At 66.4% G+C, this 18,739-nt stretch carries 17 protein-coding genes; 10 read left to right on the top strand and 7 right to left on the bottom strand.

Features of this window, described 5'->3' with window-relative positions:
- Nucleotides 1-3 precede the first annotated feature (3 nt).
- Nucleotides 4-306, top strand: a complete 303-nt coding sequence (locus tag QZX93_RS21985) for a hypothetical protein (RefSeq protein ID WP_295391364.1) — start codon at nt 4-6, stop codon at nt 304-306.
- Nucleotides 307-309: 3 nt separating this feature from the next.
- Here the strand turns inward: QZX93_RS21985 and QZX93_RS21980 are convergent, their stop codons facing one another.
- Nucleotides 310-1,002 (bottom strand): MT-A70 family methyltransferase, encoded by a 693-nt coding sequence (locus QZX93_RS21980; protein WP_295391366.1) that lies wholly within the window; start codon nt 1,000-1,002, stop codon nt 310-312.
- 195 nt (nt 1,003-1,197) lie between these two features.
- Between QZX93_RS21980 and QZX93_RS21975 the strand changes: the two genes are divergently transcribed.
- The gene (locus QZX93_RS21975; protein ID WP_295391368.1) at nt 1,198-1,602 is read left to right on the top strand and encodes a hypothetical protein; all 405 of its coding nucleotides are present in this window, start codon (nt 1,198-1,200) and stop codon (nt 1,600-1,602) included.
- Between the two features lie 211 nt (nt 1,603-1,813).
- Here the strand turns inward: QZX93_RS21975 and QZX93_RS21970 are convergent, their stop codons facing one another.
- The 4 genes from QZX93_RS21970 to QZX93_RS21955 form a co-directional block, all read right to left on the bottom strand.
- Nucleotides 1,814-4,132 carry a tetratricopeptide repeat protein gene (locus tag QZX93_RS21970; protein WP_295391370.1) on the bottom strand — a complete coding sequence of 773 codons (2,319 nt, stop codon included), beginning with the start codon at nt 4,130-4,132 and terminating at the stop codon, nt 1,814-1,816.
- Nucleotides 4,133-4,205: 73 nt separating this feature from the next.
- On the bottom strand, nt 4,206-4,691 hold the full coding sequence (locus QZX93_RS21965; RefSeq protein ID WP_295391372.1) for a GNAT family N-acetyltransferase: 486 nt from the start codon (nt 4,689-4,691) through the stop codon (nt 4,206-4,208).
- Nucleotides 4,692-4,856: 165 nt separating this feature from the next.
- On the bottom strand, nt 4,857-6,104 hold the full coding sequence (locus QZX93_RS21960) for a polysaccharide deacetylase family protein (protein WP_295391374.1): 1,248 nt from the start codon (nt 6,102-6,104) through the stop codon (nt 4,857-4,859).
- Nucleotides 6,105-6,440: 336 nt separating this feature from the next.
- Complete coding sequence (locus QZX93_RS21955; RefSeq protein ID WP_295391376.1) at nt 6,441-10,295, bottom strand: DUF3683 domain-containing protein; 3,855 nt, start codon at nt 10,293-10,295, stop codon at nt 6,441-6,443.
- Between the two features lie 178 nt (nt 10,296-10,473).
- Between QZX93_RS21955 and QZX93_RS21950 the strand changes: the two genes are divergently transcribed.
- The 7 genes from QZX93_RS21950 (at nt 10,474) to QZX93_RS21920 (ending at nt 16,648) form a co-directional block, all read left to right on the top strand.
- Nucleotides 10,474-11,454, top strand: a complete 981-nt coding sequence (locus QZX93_RS21950) for a D-2-hydroxyacid dehydrogenase (protein WP_295391378.1) — start codon at nt 10,474-10,476, stop codon at nt 11,452-11,454.
- A 4-nt stretch (nt 11,455-11,458) separates the two neighbouring features.
- Entirely contained in the window at nt 11,459-12,145 is a 687-nt protein-coding gene (gene pxpB / locus QZX93_RS21945; RefSeq protein WP_295391380.1) for a 5-oxoprolinase subunit PxpB, read from the top strand.
- Nucleotides 12,139-13,137, top strand: a complete 999-nt coding sequence (locus QZX93_RS21940) for a biotin-dependent carboxyltransferase family protein (RefSeq protein ID WP_295391382.1) — start codon at nt 12,139-12,141, stop codon at nt 13,135-13,137. Before pxpB ends, QZX93_RS21940 begins: the two co-directional genes overlap by 7 nt.
- Before the next feature lie 277 nt (nt 13,138-13,414).
- Nucleotides 13,415-14,161 (top strand): 5-oxoprolinase subunit PxpA, encoded by a 747-nt coding sequence (gene pxpA / locus QZX93_RS21935; RefSeq protein ID WP_295391384.1) that lies wholly within the window; start codon nt 13,415-13,417, stop codon nt 14,159-14,161.
- A 4-nt stretch (nt 14,162-14,165) separates the two neighbouring features.
- Nucleotides 14,166-14,489 (top strand): tetratricopeptide repeat protein, encoded by a 324-nt coding sequence (locus QZX93_RS21930; RefSeq protein WP_295391385.1) that lies wholly within the window; start codon nt 14,166-14,168, stop codon nt 14,487-14,489.
- Between the two features lie 229 nt (nt 14,490-14,718).
- A complete protein-coding gene (locus QZX93_RS21925; protein ID WP_295391387.1) occupies nt 14,719-14,922 on the top strand; it encodes a cold-shock protein in 204 nt (67 codons plus the stop codon).
- Nucleotides 14,923-15,049: 127 nt separating this feature from the next.
- The gene (locus QZX93_RS21920) at nt 15,050-16,648 is read left to right on the top strand and encodes an ABC-F family ATPase (RefSeq protein WP_295391389.1); all 1,599 of its coding nucleotides are present in this window, start codon (nt 15,050-15,052) and stop codon (nt 16,646-16,648) included.
- Between the two features lie 96 nt (nt 16,649-16,744).
- On the opposite strand, the gene QZX93_RS21915 is transcribed toward QZX93_RS21920, so the two are convergent.
- Nucleotides 16,745-17,680, bottom strand: coding sequence for a Gfo/Idh/MocA family oxidoreductase (locus QZX93_RS21915; RefSeq protein WP_295391390.1), 936 nt, complete (start codon nt 17,678-17,680; stop codon nt 16,745-16,747).
- Between the two features lie 75 nt (nt 17,681-17,755).
- Nucleotides 17,756-17,923, bottom strand: a complete 168-nt coding sequence (locus tag QZX93_RS21910; RefSeq protein ID WP_295391392.1) for a hypothetical protein — start codon at nt 17,921-17,923, stop codon at nt 17,756-17,758.
- Nucleotides 17,924-18,344: 421 nt separating this feature from the next.
- Between QZX93_RS21910 and apaG the strand changes: the two genes are divergently transcribed.
- Entirely contained in the window at nt 18,345-18,719 is a 375-nt protein-coding gene (apaG, locus tag QZX93_RS21905) for a Co2+/Mg2+ efflux protein ApaG (RefSeq protein ID WP_295391394.1), read from the top strand.
- Nucleotides 18,720-18,739: the final 20 nt, after the last annotated feature.

Raw genomic sequence — 18,739 nt, 5'->3', positions numbered from 1 at the left:
ACGATGGCAGAGACAGTGGATGAACTGACCGTTTCCTATACGGAAGACGGTATCGAGACCACCAAGGAATTGGATAAGGTGATCCTGTCCAAGGGTAGTTGGACCACCATCATCTTTCGCCACCAGGACTGGGACAAGGCCAAGGAATGCTATGGCCCGGACAAATACACCATCCGCCGCTACCAGAAGCGTGCCGGCGAATACCGCCAGCAATCCAAATTCAACATCTCCAGCCGCGCCCAGGCGGAGGGGCTGATCAAGGCGTTGCAGGGGTGGTTGAATGAGGGGGATGGCAGCGCTGATTGATGGTCAATCCGACGCCTTGCCGCGATAGGCCGCCGACGCCTCAGGCAGGCCCAGGTGCCCCTGCGTGTGGCCCGTGCGCAGGGCGACCCCATGGAATGAGTTGCGCTCCACGTCTTCATTGCCCCATTGGTCCCAGCCGTCGCGCTGGAAGCGGGCAAAGAGTTCGAGATAGGGGCCGGGCGAACACTGCTCGATGATGTCAAAGATCTCATCCGGTTTGCGCGAGTGTTCGCGCTTCTGGGTCGAGAGCAGATTGACCTGGCGGCGCCCTGGTGCCAGGGTCCGCATGCCGCCGCGCACGCCGAACAGGATCATCTCGGTGACGTTTCTGAAATAAAAGCCCACACCGCGCCCATCCGGCCCGCCGTCCTTGCGGACCTTGTACCAGATCAGGTTCGATTTATAGGTGAAGCCCCAGGCGGCCATGACGCGTAGACCCTCGTTGAGCAGTGCGTTGGGTATCCAGAGATACAGGTGACTGCGCTCGGCGGCCACCGCCGCTATCGGCAGGTCCATGATTTCCTGGATGCCCATCGTCGGGTAGCGCAGCAACCGCTTGTGTTCCGGTGCCATCTTGCCGGTGCGGTTCTGGAATTGCCAGGGGGGGTCGGCGAGGATGGTGGAGTAGCGCTCGGCGACCTTGGAGAGCAGGTCTTCGCCGGGGGTTGGTTCGGTGGTATCGGCGCCTTGGGGCATGCGGGGTCTCCTTGATTCCAAGAACGGGGTCCGGGAAGAATAGGCAGGCTGGCGATTTCGATTGTCTGGGGGGGGGGCGCGGCGTTGAACAAGCCGCCTGCGGCGGCTCGCCGACAGAATGTCGGCGCTCCCAGGGCGGCGCTCCCAGGGCGGCGCTTCCAGGGGGGTATCGCGAATGTGTGGCGGAGTCGGACGATGAACGATCCAGCCGAATCGCCTAAAGGCTGGTACTCGCGGGGCTATCTGCCCCATTTGGATAAGCCTGGGTTGCTTCAGTCGGTCACCTTCCATTTGGGCGACGCCCTGCCGCGGCAGGTGGTCTTGCGGTTGCAGGCCATGGCCGACGATGATGACCTTGAGCGGCGGCGAGAGATCGAGCGGCTGCTGGATGCGGGTTATGGGGCCTGCTGGCTGAACCGCCCGGAGATTGCCGCGTTGGTAGAAGATTCCCTGCTCCACTTCGACGGGATTCGTTACCGCATGCTGGCCTGGACGGTGATGCCGAATCATGTGCATATCGATCACAATCCGGTGAAGGCCGGTCTGGTGGATCGGCCAGAGGCTTGGCCCTTCGGCAGCGCGCGCCTGAGAGAGTCTTGAGATCGTTGGCGCGGGAGCGCCGACGTCTGGGAGCGCCGACATTCTGTCGGCGAGCCGCCGCCAGGCGGCTTGGGGCTCAGGACGAGGTTTCGGGCGACTCGCGTGGCCATTCTCCACAGTTTGCTGCCTGTGCCCCACACTCGCCGACAAAATGTCGGCGCTCCCAAGCGTCGGCGCTCCCAAGCGTCGGCGCTCCCAGGGCGTTCCCGGGTCAGGGCTGCTTCAGTGACTGGCGTAACTGCTCCACCGCCGGGTCGCCCGGCGCGGCGGCGGCCAGTTTGTCCAGCCAGGCGGTTGCCGCGTCGCGCTGCCCGAGCTTGGCGTTGAACTGGACCAGGGCGACGAGCAACTCGGTATTGGCGGCGTCACGGCCGGCGGCGGACTCCAGTATCGGCAGCGCCTCCGGGGTACGCCCGGCGCCGTCCAGGGCGACGGCATAGACATAGGCATAGCGGGTGTTGGTGGGCGCGAGTTCCACCGCGCGCAGCAGGGCCGGCAGGGCCGCGTCCAGGCGCTTGGCCCGTACCCGCGACAGGCCCAGTGCGTAGTGCAGGTCGGCGCTCTCCGGGTCGATGGCCAGTCCCGCCTCCAGTTGCGCCGCGGCCTCGGTCTCGCGCCCCTGCCCGCGATAGAGGTCGGCCAGGTTGGCATGCGCCGGGATGAAACGCGGGTCCAGTGCCAGGGCCTGCCGATAGGCCCGCTCGGCGAGCTGCGGCTCGCCGGCGGCCAGCGCGAGCAGGCCCAGGTTCAGGTTGGATTCGGGTCGGTCCGCGTTGACGGTGGCGGACACCACCGACTCCTCCAGGGCCGCGGTCAACTGCTCCAGGAGCTTGCCGCCGATCCCCTGCGTCATGAGCGGGGCCAGTACCCGCGCCGCCTCCAGTCGAACCGTGCGCGCCGGGTCGGCGAGCAGGGGCCAGGCGTGTTCGGTGCGGGTGCGCAGATCGGTGAGGTCCAGATAGCGGACGGCGGCGGCCCGTACCAGTGGGTCCGGGTCCCCCAGCAGGCGGGTCACGGTCAACAGCACCTCTGGACTCGGGCGATCCGCGCGGTCATGCAGTCGCTCCAGTGCCGAGGCCCGCGCGATGGCTGGCTGGTTGGCGTCCCCGGCCAGGGCGAGCAGGCGCGCCGGGGCGTCCGCCGCGCCGCTGTCCGCCGCGTGCAGGGCCTGGCCGAAATGGGGTCCGCGCCGCGCCGGGTCCGGGAACCAGCCGGCCACCGCGGCGGCGGCCCAGGCGGCGTCTTTGTCCTGGTGACAGTCGGTGCAGGCATTGGGGGTGCCGAGCTCGGCCGACAGGTCCGGGCGTGGCACCCGCAGGCTGTGATCGAGTCGTGGGTCGACCACCATGTAGCGACGCTTGGGCATGTGGCAGGCCACGCAGGCGGCGCCGGTGCCGCCCTGGGTATGGTGATGGTGGCTCGGGTCGTCATACCGGTTCGCCTGGTGACAGCGCGAGCACACAGCGTTTCCCGCGGCCTTGAGCTTGAGGCTGTGGGGATCGTGACAGTCCGAGCAGACCACCCCCTGGCGGTACATGCGGCTCTGGATGAATGAGCCGTGTACATAGTCCTCATCCTTGATTTGGCCGTCCGGGAAATAGAGTGCCGGCTCCAGCAGGGCGAGCCGGAATCCCTGGTGCAGCGGCTCGCCCGGTGTCAGGGTGTCCCAGATCCGACCGCGCCTGGAGTGGCAGCGGGCGCAGGTCTCGGTCTGGGTGTGGGTGGTACGTTGTACCGTGCGGGCCGGCTTGCCGGTGGCGGCGTCGATTTGAAACGCGCCGCCGTCGCGATCCTTGAGGTCGACCGGGAGTCCGAGTCCCGGGGCAGCGGGCGGCGGTGCGCTGCCGGACGCCTTGGCCGCGGCCGCTGCGCGCGCCCAGTCGACGTGTCGGACGCCGGGTCCGTGGCAGGCCTCGCAGGCGACGTTGAGCTCGGCGGCGTGGGTGTCATAGACGTTGCGCTCGGCGTCGTAGCCCTTTTTGAGGTCAGTGGAGTGACAGTCGGCGCACTGATAGTTCCAGGTCTGGTCCGGTGCAGTCCAGTGCAGCGGGTTCTTGAAGTCCATTTTTTCGTTCGGATAGAGGTGGAACCAACGCTGGCCCCCCTGCTCCTTGGGGCGACTGTCCCAGGCGATGCCGAGACTCTGGAGTCGTCCGCCGGGGAAGGCGATCAGATATTGCTGGAGCGGATACCAGCCGAAGGTATAGCGGATCGGGTAGTCCTTGAGCGTCCCGTCGGGGCCGTCGGTGCGTACGAAGAAGCGCCCGTCGCGCGTGAAGAAGCGGGAGGTTACCCCGTGGGCGGTAAACTCCGCGTCCTTGAAGTCGCCCAGTACGGTCTCGGCCGTCGGCTCCTTCATGGCGCGGTCGTGGAATGAGTTGCGCCACAGGTCGACCTCTTTGGTGTGGCACTCGCCGCAGACCTTCACGCCCAGGTAGCCGGCCTCCTCGGCCACCGCCGGGCCGCCGGCGAGGAACGGGAGTAGCAGCAGGGTGGGCAACAGGGTGCGCAGGTGCATGGCGATGGACATCCGGAGGGTTCTGGGCGAAGGGTGATGAGTATACCCCGACCATCGCGAGTGCATCCGGCGTGACCCACCGGGCCTATCGGTCGGTTCGCTGGATGACCTTGCGCATCAACACCTCGTCCTGCCCAGTCACCACCAGGTCCGCGATGACGCCGACCGCGCGAAAGCCGTGCTTTTCATAGAAGCACCGGGCACCTGCATTGAAGCCGGAAACCAGCAGCCAGAGGTTGGGAGACCGGTCGCGGTAGCGCGACTCGATGAACTCGAGGGCCGCGCGGCCGACGCCCTGACCCTGGGCGGGGGGGAGCACGGCGAACAGTTCGATATAGGGCCCGCGCAGCCAGGGGTGACGCACCACCACCAGGCCTTGGGGCTCGTCGTCGCGCAGCGCCAGATAGCGGGTCAGGTCCGGGTGGATGGCCGTGAGCCCGCGGGCCAGGGCCGCGGCGCTGTAACCCAGGGTCCGCCAGGGGTCCATCCCGGCCAGGGTGTCGGCGATCGCCGCGGCCTGGTCCGGTGCCAGGGCCGCCGTCGCGACGAACTCCAACGCATTGCTACTCATCCTGACTCCGGGAATTGCTCACGCCAAGGCGCCAAGCTCGCCAAGCAAAGAATAAGGTGGATCCAATATCCAGCTCACCCGCCGGATCGCTGGCCCAATGCTGATAACGTACTGAAAAACCTTGGCGAGCTTGGCGCCTTGGCGTGACAAATGCTCTTCGCAGGTTCATCGCTTGCCACCGTGTCTGAACAGGGCGTCATAGCGGCGGCTGTCCCCTGGACGCACCTCAAAGCACTCCTCGACCGCCACCGGGCGGCCGGCGGCCAGGAGTTCGCTGACGGTCACGAAGCGGTAGCCCAGTTTGCGCAATTGTGGGATGAACAGAGGCAGGGCACGGGCGGTGTTCCAGCCGCGCCCGTTGGCATGGGCCACCACGATGGCCCCACGTTGGCCCTTGACCCCAGCCAGTACCGTCCGGGCGATGGCCGCGGCGCTCTGTCCTTTGTCCGGGTCCCCGGTAACGATCGACCACTGGATGGACGGCAGCCCGAGTCCGGCGGCGACGTCGAGCGAGCCCTGGTTGCAGGTGCCGTAGGGGAAGCGGAAGACGGCGGGCCACGCGGGCACATGACTCAGGGCCGCGGGCCCGGCCGCCTGGGCGCAGGGGCGCTCGGCCAATGCGCGGCGCAGGACCTGATATTCGGCCTGGGTCCAGACGATTTGGTCACGTACCGCGGGACCGTCCACCACGCGCAGATTGGCATGGGTCCAGGTGTGGTTGCCGATCTCGAATCGGGGGTCGGCCATGAGTTGCATGGCCTGCTCCGGATGGGTGCGCAGCCACTTGCCGCCGGCCATGAAGGTCGCCTTCACGCCTTGGGCGCGCAGGGCATCGACCAGTTCGGCGTCATAGCCGGCGCGCTCGCCGGCCTGCTCGCAGAGGTCGAAGGTGAGTGCCACCAGGCGTTCCTGCGGGTCCGTCGGTTCGACTGACCGGATGGAGCCTTTCAGTTCAGGCGCCAGGGGTGGCAGGGCCGACTCGGCGGCGCGGACGGCCCAGGCCGGCGGCGGGGTGCGATCGGGCTTGAGTCCGTGCTGGATGGTGCGATCCGTCGGCGACCCGGCGAGTTGGGCGGGGGTCCAGCAGGCGTTGAGGAGGGCCGTCGGGTCGCTCCCGTCGGCGACAGGTTCGCTCCGCTCGTCAGGCGCCGGGTCGACCGTCGGGGCGGGCGCGGCAAGGCCGCCTCGCTTCAATAGCAAATCCAGCCGTTGGACTGGGGGCGGGGCGGCCCCGGGGCTTGACGACGGTGCGTCAACCGGCGGCATCGTCAGATCGGCCGACTCTGGGGCGACCCCCGTCTCGGTCGGCGGCTCCGGCAGCGCTGCTCGCTCGTGCAACGCAAAGGTCTCCGCCGCCGATACCGGGGCGCCGAGGCCGACCAGGACCAACAACAAGGCGGTACGAGGCATCATTACAGACACACCAGCGCCGCGTTATGGAACACTGGAATCCCGAAGTCTTCGAATGAACTGATTTCGCCAAGCGACAACGCGCCCGCCAAAATCGATGCCCCAGCCGTGTCTCGCAATTGATTCAACTCCTCGGTTGCAGTATCGCCCAAATGCAGGCGGCGTCCGGCACAATGAGCGGGCGGTGGTCAAGGCCATACCTTGCAATCCCATCGATTTTTTCGTTTTTGCGCTCCAGCGTGGGAGCTAGACACAAAAAACCATCTATCCGTCGTGCGCGAGCCGCGATCCTCGCCCTCGCGCGGCCCTTCCCGCGCACGACGAATCGCACGACGGATTCTACAACAACACCCGCTCGATTCCGCCCGCCGCTTGTTTCAGGAAGGCGCTCTGCCAGCCCTTGCCGAGCAGTCGCTGGGCCACTTCCACCACGATATAGTCGGTCACGAGTCCGGTCTCGTCGGTGTACTTGGACAGGCCCTGCTGGCAGGCCGGGCAGGCGGTGAGTAGCTTGACCTTGCCGCCCGTCGTGCGGTCCCGCCCGGTCAGGGCGCGCAGGCCATTGGTGAGCTCCTCGTGCTTGCGAAAACGGACCTGATTGGCGATATCGGGGCGGGCGCTGCCCAGCATGCCGGCCTCGCCGCAGCAGCGATCCGACAGTCGGACCTCCTGGCCGATCAGTGCATCCGCGACCTTGAGCGGGGCATAGGTCTTCATCGGGGTGTGGCAGGGGTCGTGATAGAGGTATTGCACCCCCGGCACGCCCCCCAGGCTCAGGCCCTTTTCCATCAGCCATTCGTGAATGTCCAGCAGCCGGCAGCCGGGGAATATCTGCTCGAATTGGTATTTGAGCAATTGGTCCATGCAGGTCCCGCAGGACACCACCACGGTGCGGATATCCAGATAATTGAGCGTATTGGCGATGCGGTGAAAGAGTACCCGGTTGTCCATGGCGATCTGCCGGCCGCGCGCATCCAGTCCGGAGGCGCGTTGCGGGTAGCCGCAGCAGAGATACCCCGGGGGCAGGACGGTCTGCGCGCCCTGGTGATAGAGCATGGCGAGCGTGGCCAGCCCCACGTCAGCGAACAGTCGCTCAGAGCCGCAGCCGGGGAAATAAAAGACCGCCTCCGCGTCCTCCGGGGCGACCCGGGGATCGCGCAGGATGGGCACCTGGGTGCGGTCCTCCAGCCCCAGCGCCTGACGGAAACCCTGCTTGGGCAGGGCCACCCGCAGGGGGCGGCTCACCAGGTCCAAGAGCTGACCGAGTGCGTCGGGGTGGCCGGTGGTCGCGGCGGGGTGTGCGGTGCGGCGCCGGGTGAGTCCCAGCGAACGGGCCACCGCATGGCCCAGGTTGAGCCCGGCAAAACCCCATTTGACGAGTCCCTTGCGCAGCAGATGGATGGTGCCCGGGTTGGTGGTGTTGAGGAACTGCATCGCGGCCCAGGCCCCGGGGTTGAAGCGCTGCTGGCGGCGGCTGACCAGGATGCGCCGCATGCGCATGGTGACATCGCCGAAGTCGATGTCGACCGGACAGGGGCTGAGACACTTGTGACAGACGGTGCAGTGGTCCGCCACGTCATTCATCTCCTCGATGTGACGCAGCGACAGCCCACGCCTGGTCTGTTCCTCATAAAGGAAGGCCTCGAGAATGAGCCCGGTGCCCAGGATCTTATTGCGTGGTGAATAGAGCAGGTTGGCCCGGGGGACGTGGGTCGAACACTTGGGCTTGCACTTGCCGCAGCGCAGACAGTGCTTCACGTCGTCATTGACGGCCCCGAGTTCGGTCTCCTCCAGGATGATGGCCTCCTGCTGGACCAGCCGCAGCGACGGGGTATAGGCCTCGGCCAGCCCGGACCCGGGCATGAGCTTGCCGCGATTGAAGCGCTGATGCGGGTCCACCCGCTCCTTATAGGCGACGAAGGCGGCGAGCTTGACCGGCTCCAGATAGCGCAGCTTGGTGATGCCGATCCCGTGCTCACCGGAGATGACCCCACCCAAATCGGTGGCGAGCCGCATGATGCGGTCCACCACTAGGTCCGCCTCATGCAGCATGGCATAGTCGGCCGAGTGGACGGGGATGTTGGTATGCACATTGCCGTCGCCCGCGTGCATGTGCAGGGCCACGAAGAGGCGCGAATCGCGCACCCGGGCGTGACACTCGGCCAGGCGCTCACGCACCAGGGCCAGGTCGTGCCCGGCGAAGGTCTCGCCCAGGCGCTCGCCGACCTCGGCGCGATAGGATTGGCGCAGGTCCCGGCGCAGCATCAGGTCGAGCAGGGTGTCGCCCGGGCGCCGCCGGGACTGCGCCGCCGCGTCCAGCAGGTCCAGGTGTACCTCGGCCGGGGCGTCCAGGTGGTCCAGCACCGAGTGCCAGCGCTCCCGCGCGCGGGTGACCAACGCCCGGGCGGCCTCGCGCTTGGCCGCGAGGATGGCGAGTGCCTCGGCCGAGTCCTGATAGTCCCCGTCGCGGTGCGACTCGGGGAGTTCGCCGGCCAGGTAGTCCAGCACCGCGGCCATGATGGCGTCCTTGTTGCGGATGGACTGCTCGATGTTGATGCGCTCGATCTCGCGGCTGTAGTCCGCCAGCCGGGGCAGCGGAATCACCACGTCCTCGTTGATCTTGAATGCGTTGGTGTGGCGGGAGATGGCGGCGGTGCGGGCGCGGTCCAGCCAGAAGCGTTTGCGCGCCTCGGCACTGACGGCGACGAACCCCTCGGCGTCGCGCGCCCGGGCCAGTTCCACCACCTGCGCCGCCGCCCGGTCGACGGCCGTTGCGTCGTCGCTCACCAGATCGGCGACCAGCACCATCTTGGGCAGTTCGCGCCGGTCGGCCTTGGTGGTGTAGTCCACGGCGCGGACATAGCGCTCGTCCAGGTGCTCCAGGCCGGCCACCTGCACGTCGGCCAAGGCGTCGATGAAGTCCTTGATCTCGACGATGGCGGGCACCGCCAATTCCAGATCGGTGCCGAAGAACTCCAGACAGACGGTCCGTACCTGCTCGGGCATGCGGTGCAGCACGAAGCGGGCGGAGGTGACGATGCCGTCGCAGCCCTCCTTCTGGACCCCGGGCAGGCCGCCCAAGACCTTGTCGGTCACGTCCTTGCCCAGGCCGGCCTGACGGAAGGTGCTGCCCGGTAGGGTCAGGACCTCGGGTTGGCCGCGTGCTGTGGTGCCATCCGGGGCGAAGCGCGAGAGCCGGAAGCGCACCTGTGCCTGATCGTGGATCTTGCCCAGGTTATGGTCCAGCCGCTCCACCAGCAGCCAGTCGGCATCCGGGGTTACCATGCGCCACGAGGCGAGATTATCCAGCGCCGTCCCCCACAGGACCGCCTTCTTGCCACCCGCGTTCATGGCCACGTTGCCGCCGATGCAGGAGGCGTCCTGGGAGGTCGGGTCGACGGCAAAGGCCAGCCCATTGGCATCCGCCAAATCCGAGACCCGGCGCGTCACCACCCCGGCCCCGCACAGCACCGTCGGCACCGGGTCCGCCACCCCGGGCAGGTTGATCCGCTCCACCCCGGAGAGTTGCTCCAGCTTTTCGGTGTTGATGACGGCCGTCATGGGGTGCAGGGGGACCGCCGAGCCGGTGTAGCCGGTGCCGCCGCCGCGCGGGATCAGGGTCAGACCGCAGTCGATACAGGCGCGCACGATGGGTGCGACCTCGGCCTCGGTGTCCGGTGAGAGGACGACGAAGGGCAATTCGACGCGCCAGTCGGTGGCGTCGGTGGCGTGCGAGACCCGGGCCAGGCCGCCAAACCCCAGGTTGTCCGCCCGGGTGATGCCCGCCAGGGCCTGGCGTAGCCGGTCGCGGGCCGCCTGCTCGGTCTTGAACCAGTCCCGGAAGCGCGCGACGGCGGCGCGGGCGGCGGCCAGGAGTTCGGTCGCACCGGCGTTGTCGTTGAGGCGCAGTTCGAACTGGTCGAGCCGGTGGTCCAGTGCCGCGAGCAGCAGTCGGCGGCGGTCGAGGTTCTCCAGCAGGTCGTCCTGAAGGTAGGGATTGCGGGTGATGACCCACATGTCACCCAGCACCTCGAAGAGCATGCGCGCCGAACGCCCGGTGCGCCGCGTCCCCCGCAGCGCCTCGATCAGCCGCCAGCGGGGCTCGCCCAGGAAGCGGATCGCGATCTCCCGGTCGGAGAATGAGGTGTAGTTATAGGGGATCTCGCGGATGCGCGGCTGGGTATTAGCAGTCATGGGGGTTCGGGTCCGGCGGGCGGGCGTATTGCACTGCACAAAATGGTACTCCAAGCCCGGCCGCTGGTGGCCGTGAATCGGCGGCGCGGCGGGGCCGGGCGGTAAAATAGCAGGACGCTGCCCGGCCACCCGGGATGGTTCCTTGCCCAGACGCCAAGACATTCACACGAAGGCCAACATGAACAGTCATCGCCCCGAAGCCTCGGCCAGGCCGAACCGCCCCGGTCTCGGGGTCTTCCTGGATCTGGCGAGCGTCGACCGCGACGACCTCGACCTGGGGCGGCTCACCGCCGCCTGCGACCGCTGGGCGTTTTGGCCCGCCACCGCGCCGGGGGAGATCGCCGGGCGTATCCGCGCGGCGGAGGTCGTCGTCACTAACAAATGCGTGCTGGATGCCGACCTGCTCGGCAAGGCGGCGGCCCTGCGGCTGGTCTGTGTGGCCGCAACCGGCACCAATAACATCGACCTGGAGGCCGCCGCCCGACTGGGTATCGCGGTGCGCAACGTTCCGGGCTATGCAACGGCCGCGGTGGTCCAGTATGTGTTTGCTGCCATCCTGAGCCATTACACGCGCCTTGCCGACTATCGGGCCGCGGTGGCGGCCGGCGCCTGGTCGCGGGCCGAGCACTTCTGTCTGCTGGAGTACCCGATTGAGGAGATTGCCGGCCGCACCCTCGGTATCGTCGGTCTCGGCGATTTGGGCCGCGGGGTGGCGCGGGTGGCGGAGGCCTTCGGCATGCGCGTGCTGATCGCCCGGCGGGATGCGATGGACGCGCGCCCCGGCCGCATTGCGTTGCACGACCTGTTGGCCCAGGTCGACGTGTTGAGCCTGCACTGCCCACTGACCGCCGAGACCCGGGGGCTGATCGGGGCGGCGGAGCTCAACCTGATGCGGCGCGATGCGCTGCTCATTAACACCGCCCGCGGCGGCATTGTCGATGAGTGCGCCCTGGCCGCGGCCCTGCGCGCGGGCCTGATTGGCGCCGCCGCCCTCGACGTGCTGACCCGCGAGCCCCCGCCGCCGGACCATCCGTTACTGGCCGCGGACATCCCCAACCTGAGTATCACGCCGCATGTGGCCTGGGCCAGTCGCGGGGCGCGTCAACGCCTACTGGACGCGGTGGCGGATAACATTGGGCGTGGGGTGGTGCCGAGATGACCGGATGAGCATGCGCCGGATCGGCCCGCTGGGGGATAGTGCCGTGCTGGTGGAGTTCGAGCGTGACGCCGCTGCCGCGCCGACGGTCCAGGGCTTTTGTGCCGCGCTGCGGGCGCGGGGCTGGCCCTTTATGCTCGACCTGGTGCCGGCCTTCCGGAGCGTCTGCATCCATTATGACCCGCTGCGACTCGACGGGTCCGGTTGGACCCCGGCGACCTGGTTCGCGGAGTTGGAGACGCTGTCATCTGCGCCGGAGACCGGGTCCGGTGCGTGCCTGCATCGGCTGCCGATCTGCTATGAGACCGGGTTTGGTCTTGACTTGGATGCGGTCGCGCAGCAGTTGGGCGCGACGGTGGAGACGCTGATTGAGCAGCACCTGGCGGCGGTGTATACCGTGGCCATGATCGGATTCGCTCCGGGATTTCCCTATCTGGAGGGTCTGCCGGGGAGGCTTCGCCTGCCGCGCCGTGCCACCCCGCGTAGCCGAGTCCCGGCCGGCAGCGTGGCCATCGCCGAAGACCTGTGCGGTATCTATCCGGTGCAATTGCCCGGCGGCTGGCATGTGCTGGGGCGCACGCCGGTGCGGTTATTCGATGTCCATCGCCACTCACCCAGCCTGTTGCAGGCGGGGGATCGGGTGCAATTCGAGCGCATCGATGGCAGGCAATTCGAGTCGTTCGGTCCATGTTGAAGGTCCTGCGGGGCGGGCAGTTGTCCAGCGTCCAGGATGCCGGCCGCATGGGCTTTCAGGCGCTGGGCGTCACGCCCGGTGGTGCCCTGGATACGGTGGCACTGCGGGTGGGCAACTGGCTGGTCGGCAATGCCGATCACCTTGCGGCGATCGAAATGACCTGGGCCGGTCTACAGGTCAGCTTCACCGAGGACGCCCTGATCGCCCTCACCGGCGCGCTGGCTGAGGTGTCCTGTGAGGCGCTGTCGGTGCCTTTCTGGCGGCCGGTATGGATCAGGCGAGGCAGCGTGCTGCAGATGGGCCAGGTCATTGAGGGTGCCCGGGTCTATCTGTGTGTGCAGGGCGGTATCGTGACGCCGACGGTCATGGGGGGGCAGGGCACCGATTTGCGCAATCGATTCGGCGGGCACGCGGGTCGCGCCTTGAAGGCGGGCGATACACTTGTGGTTGGGCCGCAGCCGAACCGCTATCCGCGTTTGCATGCCGGGTTGCAATGTTCTCCGGCGGGCTTCGCCAGTCCACCCTGGCAGGTCTCGATGTGGCGTGACAGCGGCATGCCGGCCGATCGGCCGCTCAGGCTGCTGGCGGGGCCGCAGCAGTCCGGGCTGGGACGTCAGGGCCTTGAGTCCCTGCATTCGGCGCAGTTTCTGGTGCTGCCGCAGTCCGATCGCCAGGCGTTGCGTTTGCAGGGTGTCGCACTCAAGGCGCGGTATGATCGGCAGCCGTCCGCCGGGGTGTGCTTCGGGGTCCTGCAACTGCCGCCGGACGGTCATCCGATCTTGCTCCTGGGCGATCACCAGACCACCGGGGGCTATCCGGTGATCGGGGTCACGGCCAGCGTCGAGCGCACGCGTCTGGCCCAGCTCAAGCCGGGTGACAGCGTGCGCTTCGTCCCCTGCGGGCAGGACGAGGCGCATCGACTGTTGCAGGAGCGTGAGCGGCGCTTAATGACGATCCGCCGCGAACTGGCGCAGCGTGCCGAGTGCGGGTGATCCTAAATCCGGAAATTGCTCACGCCAAGGCGCCAAGCTCGCCGAGAAAGACCATGAGATGCGTCGAGTGTCCAACTCACCCATCGAGTGAATCACCGATCACCGATAAGGGACTGAAAAGCCTTGGCGAGCTTGGCGCCTTGGCGTGACAACCGCTCTTTTTAGGATGATGGGTCTGATCGCGTGACAGCGCGCAACGGTGTCAGGAGAACCGGAGTGCAGTGCGGGGTTCTACCGATGTCTCTCTCACGACGGCCTTTCTGGCTATAGGTCAATCATGGATATCAATGCCGATCTCGGTGAAGGCGGTGACTGTGACGCATTGCTGATGCCACTGATTGACCGCGCCAACATCGCCTGCGGCGGTCACGCCGGTGATCGGGCCAGCATGCGCGCGGCGCTGCGGCTGGTCAGGCAGTATGGCGTCAAGGCCGGGGCGCATCCGTCATATCCCGATCGCGAAGGGTTCGGTCGTATAGAGACCGGTGCCTCACCGGCTGCGATCGAGGCGGACTGCATCCGGCAATTGACCGATTTCCGGCAGGCGGCGGATGATTGTGGCGTCACCATCTCCCATGTCAAGCCGCACGGTGCACTCTATCATCGCTTGATGCAGGACGCGTCGGCCGCCGATGCCTTTTTGCGCGCGGTGAATGCCGTGTCGGTCGACGCCGCGGTGATGGGTCTGCCCGCAAGCGTATTGCAGCGGCAGGCCCGCCTGGCGGGGGTCGGTTATCTTGTGGAGATGTTTGCCGACCGGTATTATGAAGCGGATGGCCAACTGACCCCGCGCAGCCATCCGCGCGCCCTGATCGAAACGCTCGAGACGGCGCTCGGACAGGTCCTGTCGGTGCGCGACGGTGGGGGTGTGCGCGCCCGTACCGGGCAGTTCATCGCGTTGCACGCCGATTGCGTCTGTGTGCATGGCGACGGCGAGCACGCGCTGGTCCTGGCGCGGGCGCTTCGCCGCGTGTTGGCTGGACCGCGTTTTTGGGATGAGCGCGTCGACCACCGAACAGGATGAAGCCATGTCCATCATCGACAATCTCCAAGCCATGCTGGCCCGCGGTCAGGACTCGGCGCTGCTGCGCTACGGGCTGGGCAACGCGTATCTAAAAGCCGAAGCGCCCGCCGCGGCGGCCGAGCACCTGGCTGAGGCGGTGCGGCAGGACCCGAGCTACTCCGCCGCCTGGAAGCTCTATGGCAAGGCGCTCGCCGCGCTCGGCCGGCAGGCGGAGGCGCTTGACGTGTTCGATCAGGGGATTGCCGCCGCCGAACGCAAGGGCGATCTTCAGGCCGCCAAGGAGATGCGGGTCTTTCGCAAGCGTGCGGAGAAGGCCCTGGCGGAGTGACCCCGGGGCGGCGTCGGGACATCCGGCAACGGCGATCGCCGGAATCTTCCGGTCGGCATAAAAGCGCTTGCAAAGTGAGTCGGCGTCGCGTACTGTGGCGCCAGTGCAGTATTTTCCCTGTAGTGTTCCGGTAGTACCTCCTCTCCGCAGTGTGTGGCAGATCCTTCCGTAATATCCCGACAGTTTTCTGCATATACACCGAGTAGAGTTTTATCAAGAGGTAAGCGTAATGGCTTCAGGTACAGTTAAGTGGTTCAGTGACGAGAAGGGCTTCGGCTTCATCGCCCCGTCCGACGGCTCCAAGGACGTCTTCGTCCATCACAGCGCCGTTCAGGGTGGTGGCTTCAAGTCACTGGCCGAGGGGCAGAAGGTCTCGTTCAACGTTGAGCAAGGCCAAAAGGGCCCCAGCGCGACCAACGTCGTTCCCGAGTAAGACTCGGCACCAGGTGCCCGTCACCTGGTCTAAAAAGCCCCGCCCTATGGCGGGGCTTTTTTATGTCCGGTCCGTCGACTGTCGGCGGCCCACCCTCTTCTCGCTCCAGCCTGTGACGGAACCCACTGTGATCTCCACTGCCAACATCACCATGCAGTTCGGCGGTAAGCCGCTGTTCGAAAACGTTTCAGTTCAATTCGGCGGCGGCAATCGCTACGGCCTGATCGGCGCCAACGGGAGCGGTAAGTCCACCCTGATGAAGATCCTGGGTGGCGACCTGGAGCCTAGTGCCGGCAATGTGTCGGTGGAGCCACACAAGCGCATCGGCAAGCTGCGCCAGGACCAGTTCGCCTTTGAGGACCACAGGGTGCTGGATACCGTGATCATGGGTCACGACGAGCTGTGGCAGATCAAGCAGGAGCGCGACCGCATCTATGCCCTGCCGCACATGAGCGAGGAGGACGGCATGGAGGTGGCGCACCTGGAGGTGCATTATGCCGAGCTGGACGGCTACACCGCCGAGGCCCGCGCCGGCGAGTTGCTGCTCGGGCTGGATATCCCGTTGGAGCAGCATGAGGGGCTGATGAGCGCCGTGGCCCCCGGCTGGAAGCTGCGCGTGCTGCTTGCCCAGGCGCTGTTCGCCGACCCCGACGTCATGCTGTTGGACGAGCCGACCAACAACCTGGATATCAACAGTATCCGTTGGTTGGAAGAGGTGTTGAACGCGCGCAGCAGCACTATGATCATCATCTCCCATGACCGGCACTTTTTGAATAGTGTCTGCACCCACATGGCCGACCTGGACTATGGCGAGCTGCGCGTCTACCCGGGCAACTACGACGAATATATGACCGCGGCCAGCCAGGTGCGGCAGCGCCAGTATGCCGACAATGCCAAGAAGAAGGTCCAGATCGCCGAGTTGCAGACCTTTGTCAGTCGCTTCTCGGCCAACGCCTCGAAGGCCAAGCAGGCCACCTCGCGCCAGCGCCAACTGGAGAAGATCAAATTAGAGGACATCAAGCCCTCCAGTCGGGTCAATCCCTTCATCCGCTTTGGCCAGGACAAGAAGCTCTATCGCCTGGCGCTGGAGGTCAAATCGCTGGCCAAGGGCTATGACGGCGTGCCGCTCTTCAAGGGGCTCGACCTCACGGTCGAGGTCGGCGAGCGGGTCGCCATCATCGGCCCCAATGGGATCGGCAAGACGACCCTGCTGCGCAGCCTGGCCGGGGATTTGACGCCCGACCACGGCGCGGTGAAGTGGTCGGAGAACAGCAAGTTGGGCTATGTTGCCCAGGACAACACCGAAGATTTTACGCAGGACGCCACCCTCTACGACTGGATGGACCAGTGGAAACAGCAGGGCGATGACGAGCAGGTCATTCGCGGCACCCTGGGGCGGCTGCTGTTCTCCCAGGACGAGATCAAGAAGTCGGTGAAGGTGATCTCCGGCGGTGAGCGCGGTCGCATGCTGTTCGGCAAGCTGATGCTGCAAAAGCCCAATATCCTGCTGATGGATGAGCCCACCAACCATCTGGACATGGAGTCCATCGAGGCGCTCAACACCGCGCTGGAAGACTATCCCGGCACCCTGATCTTCGTCAGTCACGACCGCGAGTTCGTCTCCTCGCTCGCCACCCGCATCATCGAGCTGACGCCCCAGGGCGTGGTCAACTTCCGCGGCAACTACGAAGACTATCTACAACGCGGCGAGCGCGCGGCGGCGTAAGTCTAAATCCGGCAATTGCTCACGCCAAGGCGCCAAGCTCGCCAAGAAAACCTTGGCGAGCTTGGCGCCTTGGCGTGATGACGGCCCTTTCCACTGTCAGTGCCCGATGCGGGCACGGACCTCCAGTGCGACTTCCAGGGCCTTGAGCCCGATTGCGCCATTCACCAAGGGTGCAGCTCCGGTGCGAACACTCGCGACGAAGGCCGCCAGCTCCTGATCCAGCGGCTTCACCGGCTCCACCTGGAGGCGTTCGCGGGCGATCTCCGGGCGTTCGGCGCCTGGGGTCTCCCTTAGCCAGGCGCGGTCGATGGTCTGGCCGATGAAGTCGAGCGACAGATAGCCGCCGGACTGGAAGACCCGGATGCGCCGCGTCTGCTTCTCCGAGACCCGGCTGGCCACCACGTTGGCCACGGCGCCGTTGGCGAACTCCAGGCGGGCGCTGGCGATGTCCACATGAGGGGTCAGCACGGCCGCACCGACCGCGGAGATGCTGCTGATCTCAGCGTCGATCAGGGACAGGATGATATCGATGTCATGGATCATCAGGTCCGAGACCACATCCACATCGGTGGCCCGCTCGGTGAATCCGCCCATGCGCTGGGCCTCGATATAGCGGGGGGCGCCGATGCGCTCGGCCAAGGCCATGACCCCGGCGTTGAAGCGCTCCACGTGACCGATCTGAAGCAGTGCATCATGGTCGCGGGCCAGGCGGACGATGGTCTCGCCGTCCGCCCGGGTGGCGGCGATAGGCTTCTCGATCAGGACGCCGAGGCCGCGCCGCAGGAAGGGCTCGGCGGCGTCCAGGTGGGTCGTGGTCGGGACCACGACACTGACCGCATCCACCCGCTCGGCCAGTTCGGCGAGTGAGTCGCAGACGGCGCAACCGGCCTCGGCCGCGACCGCCTGGGCGCGCGTCCGGTCGGCGTCGACCACGCCGATCAGCTCAACCCCAGACATCCGCGAGTAGATCAGTGCGTGAAAGCGCCCCAGATAACCGACACCGATGACGGCGACGCGCAGCTTTTGTGACATGGCGGCTACCTGTCGTCGATTCGGGGAAATGGTTGGGACCGATCGGCGGTCATGGGGGGACGCCGCGTCCCGGCCTCAGCCACCCACGCCACTGGCGGGCGGCCCCTGCCTGGCGATCGGGACCGGGTCTCCGCCGTAATACACATTGATCTGGTAGGCGACAGTCACGGACATGCCGAGCGTCACGACGATCAACAGGAGAGAGAACAGATCGGGTTTCCGACGGCTGTGCTTATGGGTCATGGACGTACCGACGATCACTTCGATTGACGCTCAGACAAGGAGTTAGGGTTAACAACTCACGAAACTTGTGGATTTGCGTCCCGGTGAGTACCTCTGCATGGCCACTGACCCACACCGGACTGCTAGCCCCTTAGGCCCTATTATTACCTGTTCCTTTGCGCTTGTCTGCTTTCGTTGATGATTCGTCGATGTGCGCCGAAACCCCTGCAATGTCATGGTCTGGCGTTGCGCCGGGGGATGGGTCGCCTTCCTGCGAGCACCTCCGGTAAGGTACCCTTAAGGTTCGGTGACTCGCTCACCGGGCAAGGGCCTGCGCTGATCCATTGCGTCGGGCAAGCCAGGGGCCTGGTGTCTGCCGCAGACCGCCCGCCCGCTGGCGCGTTCCAACACCCATCCACCGCCATTCCGCATTGAGGTTCAAGTGCAGCGTCACGCGATCAAGGTCTTGGCCCGCAGCCAGTTTCAGCCGGAGCAGTCGGCCCCCGGTGAGGGGCGCTATGTCTTCTCCTATACCGTCACCATTGAAAATCAGGGGAGTGAACCGGCCCGACTGCTCGATCGCCATTGGATTATCACCGACGCCGACGGCCAGGTGCAGGAGGTCCGGGGCGAGGGGGTGGTCGGCGAGCAACCGCACCTGAAGCCCGGCGAGCGCTTCGCCTACAGCAGCGGGGCCATGCTGCCGACCCCGGTCGGCAGTATGCATGGGAGCTACGGCATGATCGGCGACGACGGGACCCGGTTTGCGGCCGAGATCCCCGCCTTTTCGCTGGCCTCCCTCGCCCGGCTGCACTGAGTCGTCCCGCGCCCTCAGCA

The sequence above is a fragment of the uncultured Thiodictyon sp. genome, from assembly GCF_903946935.1.
In the GTDB taxonomy this organism is placed as follows: domain Bacteria; phylum Pseudomonadota; class Gammaproteobacteria; order Chromatiales; family Chromatiaceae; genus Thiodictyon.
The sequence above is the reverse complement of the archived record's forward strand: the minus strand, read 5'-3'. Positions and strand labels throughout refer to the sequence as shown.

Excerpts from the sequence above, each read along its gene's own strand:
- pxpB (WP_295391380.1), top strand. The coding sequence starts at position 11,459 with ATGAGCATGCGCCGGATCGGCCCGCTGGGGGATAGTGCCGTGCTGGTG.
- pxpA (WP_295391384.1), top strand. The coding sequence starts at position 13,415 with ATGGATATCAATGCCGATCTCGGTGAAGGCGGTGACTGTGACGCATTG.
- QZX93_RS21940 (WP_295391382.1), top strand. The coding sequence starts at position 12,139 with ATGTTGAAGGTCCTGCGGGGCGGGCAGTTGTCCAGCGTCCAGGATGCC.
- QZX93_RS21960 (WP_295391374.1), bottom strand. The coding sequence starts at position 6,104 with ATGATGCCTCGTACCGCCTTGTTGTTGGTCCTGGTCGGCCTCGGCGCC.
- QZX93_RS21930 (WP_295391385.1), top strand. The coding sequence starts at position 14,166 with ATGTCCATCATCGACAATCTCCAAGCCATGCTGGCCCGCGGTCAGGAC.
- QZX93_RS21985 (WP_295391364.1), top strand. The coding sequence starts at position 4 with ATGGCAGAGACAGTGGATGAACTGACCGTTTCCTATACGGAAGACGGT.
- QZX93_RS21975 (WP_295391368.1), top strand. The coding sequence starts at position 1,198 with ATGAACGATCCAGCCGAATCGCCTAAAGGCTGGTACTCGCGGGGCTAT.
- QZX93_RS21910 (WP_295391392.1), bottom strand. The coding sequence starts at position 17,923 with ATGACCCATAAGCACAGCCGTCGGAAACCCGATCTGTTCTCTCTCCTG.
- QZX93_RS21965 (WP_295391372.1), bottom strand. The coding sequence starts at position 4,691 with ATGAGTAGCAATGCGTTGGAGTTCGTCGCGACGGCGGCCCTGGCACCG.
- QZX93_RS21955 (WP_295391376.1), bottom strand. The coding sequence starts at position 10,295 with ATGACTGCTAATACCCAGCCGCGCATCCGCGAGATCCCCTATAACTAC.
- QZX93_RS21980 (WP_295391366.1), bottom strand. The coding sequence starts at position 1,002 with ATGCCCCAAGGCGCCGATACCACCGAACCAACCCCCGGCGAAGACCTG.
- QZX93_RS21915 (WP_295391390.1), bottom strand. The coding sequence starts at position 17,680 with ATGTCACAAAAGCTGCGCGTCGCCGTCATCGGTGTCGGTTATCTGGGG.
- QZX93_RS21970 (WP_295391370.1), bottom strand. The coding sequence starts at position 4,132 with ATGTCCATCGCCATGCACCTGCGCACCCTGTTGCCCACCCTGCTGCTA.
- QZX93_RS21925 (WP_295391387.1), top strand. The coding sequence starts at position 14,719 with ATGGCTTCAGGTACAGTTAAGTGGTTCAGTGACGAGAAGGGCTTCGGC.
- QZX93_RS21950 (WP_295391378.1), top strand. The coding sequence starts at position 10,474 with ATGAACAGTCATCGCCCCGAAGCCTCGGCCAGGCCGAACCGCCCCGGT.